The organism is Streptomyces sp. FH025, assembly GCF_017427025.1.
Classification (GTDB): Bacteria; Actinomycetota; Actinomycetes; order Streptomycetales; family Streptomycetaceae; genus Kitasatospora.
In genome coordinates, this window is record NZ_JAFLNG010000591.1 from 1 (window position 1) to 4,922 (window position 4,922).

Below are 4,922 nucleotides of genomic sequence, written 5' to 3' on the forward strand. Positions count from 1 at the left end.
ACCATGGCGGCCACTGCAGACCACAGCACCACCGGGGCGAACGCCCCGGCGTACTACGTTTCCACCCCGATCTACTACGTCAACGATCGCCCGCACCTGGGCCACGCGTACACCACCGTGGCGGGCGACGTCCTCACCCGCTGGCACCGCCAGCGCGGCGAGAAGGTGTGGTACCTGACCGGCACCGACGAGCACGGTCAGAAGATCATGCGGACCGCCGAGGCCAACGGCGTCAGCCCGCAGGAGTGGTGCGACAAGCTGGTCGAGGAGGCCTGGAAGCCGCTCTGGGAGCACCTGGAGATCGCCAACGACGACTTCATCCGCACCACCGAGCAGCGCCACACCGACCGGGTGCAGGAGTTCGTCCAGGACCTGTACGACAAGGGCGAGATCTACAAGGGCGGCTACTCCGGCCCGTACTGCGTCGGCTGCGAGGAGTTCAAGCTCCCGTCCGAGCTGCTCGACGGTGCCACCGAGGGCGAGAAGCTCTGCGCCGTGCACAAGCGGCCGGTCGAATGGCTGGAGGAGGAGAACTACTTCTTCCGCCTCTCCGCCTACGGCCCGAAGCTGCTGGAGTTCTACGCGGAGAACCCCGACTTCATCCAGCCGGCCTCGGCCCGCAACGAGGTGCTGCGCTTCGTCGAGCAGGACCTGAAGGACCTCTCGATCTCCCGCTCCACCTTCAACTGGGGCGTGCCGCTGCCCTGGGACGAGAAGCACGTCCTCTACGTCTGGGTGGACGCGCTGCAGAACTACATCACCGCGGCCGGCTACGGCAGCGACCCGGAGCGCTTCGCCGAGCTGTGGCCGGCCTCCGTCCACCTGGTCGGCAAGGACATCCTGCGCTTCCACGCGGTCATCTGGCCGGCCATGCTGATGGCCGCGGGCCTGCCGCTGCCCAAGCGGGTCGTCGCCAACGGCTGGCTGATGGTCGGTGGCGAGAAGATGTCCAAGTCCAACCTGACCGGCATCGCGCCCACCGACCTGACCTCGCACTTCGGCGTGGACGCGTACCGCTACTACTTCCTGCGGGCGATCCCGTTCGGCACGGACGGCTCCTTCTCCTGGGAGGACTTCACCGCCCGCTACACCTCCGAGCTCGCCAACGACTTCGGCAACCTGGCCTCCCGGGTCGCCGCGATGGTCGGCAAGTACTTCGGCGGGGTGCTGCCGGCCGCGACCGCCGCGGGCGAGGCCGAGCAGGCCGTCGCCGACGGGCTCCGCACGGCCGTCGAGACGGCCGACCGGAAGATCGGCGAGGAGCTGGACTTCGCCGGCGGCCTCGCGGCGATCTTCGAGTTCGTCAAGCAGGTCAACGGCTACCTCACCGAGCAGGAGCCGTGGAAGGTCGCCAAGGACGACTCCGAGGAGGGCCGGGCCCGCCTGGCCACCATCCTCTACACCGCCGCCGAGGCGCTGCGCGGCACCGCCGTCCTGCTCAACCCGGTGATGCCGTCCACCAGCGAGAAGCTGTGGGCCTCGCTGGGCGCCGCCGAGGGCCTCGGCGCGCTCGCCGCGCAGACCGTCGCCACCGCCGGCGACTGGGGCCGGCTGCCCGCCGGTGCCACCGTCACCAAGGGCGACATCCTGTTCCCGCGCCTCGAAGAGAAGTCGGCCTCCTGATGGCCAAGGACGACGACCGGTCGACCCCGCCGCCGCTGCCGGAACCCCTGGCCGTGGCGGTGGCCGACTCGCACACCCATCTCGACATGCAGGCCGGCACCCCGGCCGAGGGACTGGCCCGGGCCGCCTCGGTCGGGGTCACCACGGTGGTCCAGGTGGGCTGCGACGTGCCCGGTTCGCGCTGGGCCGCCGAGCTGGCGGCCGGGTACGAGCAGGTGCACGCGGCCGTCGCCCTGCACCCCAACGAGGCGCCGCGGATCTTCCTCGGCGACGCGGACGGATGGTCCGGCCAGCAGCGGAAGGCCGGCGGCGCGGAGGCGCTGGAGGAGGCGCTCGCCGAGATCGACCGGCTCGCCGCCCTGCCGCAGGTCCGCGCCGTCGGCGAGACCGGCCTGGACTACTTCCGCACCGGCCCTGAGGGCGTGGAGATCCAGAAGGAGTCGTTCCGCCGCCACATCGAGATGGCCAAGCGGCACGGCAAGGCGCTGGTCATCCACGACCGCGACGCCCACGAGGACGTCATCTCCGTCCTGCTGGCGGAGGGCGCCCCCGAGCGGACGGTCTTCCACTGCTACTCCGGCGACGCCGAGATGGCCAAGACCTGCGCCGAGCACGGCTGGTACCTCTCCTTCGCCGGACCGGTCACCTTCAAGGCCAACCAGCCGCTGCGCGACGCCCTCCTCGCCACCCCCCTCGACCGCGTCCTGGTCGAGACCGACGCGCCCTTCCTCACCCCGCACCCGTACCGGGGGCGGCCGAACGCCCCGTACCTCATCCCGGTCACGGTCCGCTCGATGGCCGCCACCCTGGGGCTGCACGAGGACGAGCTGTCGGCGGCCATCGCCGAGAACACGGCGCGGGCCTTCGGGTACTGAGGAATCGGTTCGCCACTCGCACCGGCCCGTCAGGCTCGTTCGCATGTGGCGTGAGTGGATGAATCCGCCGTCCCGCGGCTGGACCTACGAGCAGCTCAAGGACGTGGACTTCCCCTTCGAGTGGGACTTGATCGACGGAGTCGTCACCCCACGGCCCCGGACGGACTTCTGGCATGACCAGGTACGAGACTCGCTGATGATCACGCTTCGAAACACTCGGAGCGGGATCTTCAGCGTGCTCGGCCCGGTCACCGCGCTTCTCGACGAGCGCAATCTTCTGCGGCCGGATGCCGTGGTGTTCGACCGGACCACCCCCGGCCTCGCAGAGTCGGAGTTCCTGCCGATCGGATCGGTCGCTCTGGTAGCTGAGGTGGTATTGCCGAGCACTCGGGCCAACGACCGGTTTCGCAAGCCCGGCCAGTACGCCGAGAAGGGCATCCCGTACTACTGGCGGGTCGAGCGCGGTCTCGACAACCTGCCGATCGTCCACGAGTTCCACCGGGACGACGAGAAGGGCGTCTACCTGCCCGTCGCCCAGCACGAAGGGGTGCTCCGGACCTCGGTGCCGTACCCCGTGGAGATCGACCTCGCGGCGCTGGTCGAACTCTGAGCACCTCCCGCGCCCGTATCCTTGGCGCGTGAGCACCACCGACCCCACCCCTGACAGCCACCTGCTGGGCGCCGCCGACATTCGGGAGCTGGCGGCCGCGTTCGGCGTGAAGCCGACCAAGCAGCGCGGGCAGAACTTCGTCATCGACGGCAACACCGTGCGGCGGATCGTCCGGGCCGCCGAGGTGACCGGGCAGGACGCGGTGGTCGAGGTCGGGCCGGGGCTCGGATCGCTCACGCTGGCGCTGCTGGAGGTTGCGCGGCACGTCACCGCGGTCGAGATCGACCCGGTGCTGGCGCAGCACCTGCCGGACACCGTCGCGGCCCGGATGCCCGGTCGCGCGGACTCCTTCGACCTGGTGTTCAGCGACGCCATGGAGGTCACCGAGCTGCCCGGGCCGGCGCCCACCGCGCTGGTCGCCAACCTGCCGTACAACGTGGCCGTGCCCGTCCTGCTGCACATGCTGGCGACCTTCCCCAGCATCGAGCGGACCCTGGTGATGGTGCAGAGCGAGGTCGCCGACCGGCTCGCCGCCAAGCCCGGCAACAAGGTGTACGGCGTCCCCTCGGTCAAGGCCAACTGGTACGCCGACGTGAAGCGCGCCGGGGCCATCGGACGGAACGTGTTCTGGCCCGCCCCCAACGTGGACTCCGGACTGGTCTCGCTGATCCGCCGAGAGCCGCCGAAGACCTCGGCCAGCCGCGAGGAGGTGTTCGCGGTGGTCGACGCCGCGTTCGCCCAGCGGCGCAAGACCCTGCGCGCCGCGCTGGCCGGCTGGGCCGGCTCCGCCGCCGGGGCCGAGCAGGCGCTCGCGGCCGCCGGGATCGACCACAAGCTGCGCGGCGAGATGCTGACGGTGGAACAGTTCGCCGCCATCGCCGAACACAAGCCCAAGGATGCCGTGTGATCACCGTACGTGTTCCGGCCAAGGTCAACGTCCAGCTCGGGGTGGGCGGACTGCGCGCCGACGGCTTCCACGACCTGGCCAACGTCTTCTTCGCGGTCGCCCTCGGCGACGAGGTCACCGCCACCGAGGGCCAGGGCGTCACGCTGACCTGCACCGGGCCGGGCGCCGAGGCCGTACCGCTGGACGACAGCAACCTCGCCGCCCGCGCCGCCCGGCTGCTCGCCGCCCACCACGGCATCGCCGACCCCGGTGTGCACCTGCACATCGCCAAGGCCATCCCGGTGGCCGGCGGCATGGCCGGCGGGAGCGCGGACGGTGCTGCGGCGCTGGTCGCCTGCGACGCGCTGTGGAAGCTCGACACCCCGTTCGAGACCCTGCTGGAGCTGGCCGCCGAACTGGGCTCGGACGTGCCGTTCGCCCTGCTCGGCGGCGTCGCGCTGGGCCGCGGCCGGGGCGAGATCCTGGAGCCGCTCGCCGTCTCCGGCACCTTCCACTGGGTCTTCGCGGTCGCCGAGGGCGGCCTGTCCACCCCCGCCGTCTACCGCGAGTGCGACCGGCTGCGCGAGGAGACCGGCTCCGGCTCCGGCGCCGCCGTCGTCCCCGCCCCCGACGCCGACCCGGCCCTGCTCGCCGCGCTCGCCGAGGGCGACGCCGTCGCCCTGGCCGCCGCGCTCGCCAACGACCTCCAGCCCGCCGCGCTCTCCCTGCGGCCCTCGCTGGCCGCCACCCTGCGGGCCGGGACCGAGGCGGGCGCGCTCGGCGCCCTCGTCTCCGGCTCCGGGCCGACCTGCGCCTTCCTGGCCAAGGACGCCGACGCGGCCACCGCCGTCGCCGAGGCGCTGCGGGCCTCCGGCACCTGCCGGGCCGCGCACACCACGTACGGGCCGGTGCCGGGGGCCGCGGTCGT

Annotated in this window: 5 protein-coding genes; all 5 read left to right on the forward strand. The window is 71.9% G+C overall.

Annotated elements, in window-relative coordinates:
• Positions 1 to 3 precede the first annotated feature (3 nt).
• Complete coding sequence (gene metG / locus J0670_RS30045; protein ID WP_207814859.1) at positions 4 to 1,623, forward strand: methionine--tRNA ligase; 1,620 nt, start codon at positions 4 to 6, stop codon at positions 1,621 to 1,623.
• Positions 1,623 to 2,498 (forward strand): TatD family hydrolase, encoded by an 876-nt coding sequence (locus tag J0670_RS30050; protein ID WP_207814855.1) that lies wholly within the window; start codon positions 1,623 to 1,625, stop codon positions 2,496 to 2,498. The genes metG and J0670_RS30050 overlap by 1 nt, the downstream gene beginning before the upstream one ends.
• 58 nt (positions 2,499 to 2,556) lie before the next feature.
• Positions 2,557 to 3,108: a Uma2 family endonuclease gene (locus J0670_RS30055; protein ID WP_207814856.1), complete on the forward strand. Its 552-nt coding sequence runs from the start codon at positions 2,557 to 2,559 to the stop codon at positions 3,106 to 3,108.
• Positions 3,109 to 3,136: 28 nt separating this feature from the next.
• On the forward strand, positions 3,137 to 4,015 hold the full coding sequence (rsmA, locus tag J0670_RS30060; protein ID WP_207814857.1) for a 16S rRNA (adenine(1518)-N(6)/adenine(1519)-N(6))-dimethyltransferase RsmA: 879 nt from the start codon (positions 3,137 to 3,139) through the stop codon (positions 4,013 to 4,015).
• The coding region (locus tag J0670_RS30065; protein WP_207814858.1) for a 4-(cytidine 5'-diphospho)-2-C-methyl-D-erythritol kinase at positions 4,012 to 4,922 on the forward strand (911 nt) is incomplete at its 3' end. The genes rsmA and J0670_RS30065, both read left to right, overlap by 4 nt.

What these genes read in the sequence shown, in the direction of transcription:
- metG (WP_207814859.1), top strand. Translation starts at nt 4, where the DNA reads ATGGCGGCCACTGCAGACCACAGCACCACCGGGGCGAACGCCCCGGCG.
- J0670_RS30050 (WP_207814855.1), top strand. Translation starts at nt 1,623, where the DNA reads ATGGCCAAGGACGACGACCGGTCGACCCCGCCGCCGCTGCCGGAACCC.
- J0670_RS30055 (WP_207814856.1), top strand. Translation starts at nt 2,557, where the DNA reads ATGAATCCGCCGTCCCGCGGCTGGACCTACGAGCAGCTCAAGGACGTG.